Source organism: Streptomyces sp. WELS2, from assembly GCF_013870595.1.
In the GTDB taxonomy this organism is placed as follows: Bacteria; Actinomycetota; Actinomycetes; order Streptomycetales; family Streptomycetaceae; genus Streptomyces.
Window position 1 is genome coordinate 1 of record NZ_JACBWZ010001339.1, and the last position, 1081, is coordinate 1081.

Here is a 1081-nt window from a genome sequence, read left to right on the forward strand (position 1 = left end):
TCGACGCCGGCTGGGACCCGGTCCCGGCCGCGCTGCGCGGAGCCGACCTGGACGACCCCGGCACCCTGCGCGGCACCGTCGACCTGGACACCGCGGACAACCGGGAACTGGCCCGCACCATCGCGGAGGAAGCCGTCGTCCTGCTGACCAACGACGGCACCCTGCCCCTCGCCCGGCCCCGCAGCATCGCCCTGATCGGGCCGAACGCCACCACCGGCTCGGCCGTGCTGGGCTGCTACTCCTTCCCCCAGCACGTCGGCGTGCACCACCCGGGAACCCCGGCCGGCATCGACCTGCCCACCCTCGAGGACGCGCTGCGGCGGGAGTTCCCCGACACGGAGCTCACCGTCGTCCAGGGCACCGGCGTGGACGACGGCGACGTCTTCGGCATCCCCGAGGCCGTCGACGCCGCGCGCCGGGCCGACGTCGTCGTGGTGGCCCTCGGTGACCGCGCGGGCCTGTTCGGCCGGGGCACCAGCGGCGAGGGCTGCGACGCCGAGTCGCTGGCCCCGCCCGGCGCCCAGCAGCGGCTGCTCGACGCGCTGCTCGACACCGGTACGCCCGTGGTGACGGTCCTGCTGTCCGGCCGGCCCTACGCCCTGGGGCGGGCCGTGGACGAGGCCGCCGCCATCGTGCAGGCCTTCTTCCCCGGCGTGGAGGGCACCGGCGCCATCGCGGGCGTGCTCAGCGGCCGGACCAACCCGTCCGGACGGCTGCCGGTCAGCGTGCCCCGCGACACCGGCGGCCAGCCCGCCACCTACCTCGGCGCACGGCTCGCCCAGGCCAGCGACGTCTCCAGCATCGACCCCACCGCGGCCTTCGCGTTCGGGCACGGGCTGTCCTACACGTCCTTCGACTGGGATGAACTGACCGTCGGCCGGGCGGAGGCGGACACCGGCGGCGAGTTCTCCCTCGCGTTCACCGTGCGCAACACGGGGGAGCGGGCCGGCACCGAGGTGGTCCAGCTGTATCTGCACGACCCCGTGGCGTCCGTGGTCCAGCCCGTGCAGCGGCTCATCGGCTACACCCGGGTGCGGCTCGCCGCGGGCGAGGTCCGCCGGGTACGGGTCGCCGTCCCCGC

The 1081-nt window shown here is 75.9% G+C and carries 1 protein-coding gene; it reads left to right on the forward strand.

Annotated features, from left to right (window positions below; translation table 11 throughout):
* A partial coding sequence (locus H5J33_RS36185) for a glycoside hydrolase family 3 C-terminal domain-containing protein (protein ID WP_181798900.1) occupies positions 1-1081 on the forward strand: 1081 nt, incomplete at both ends.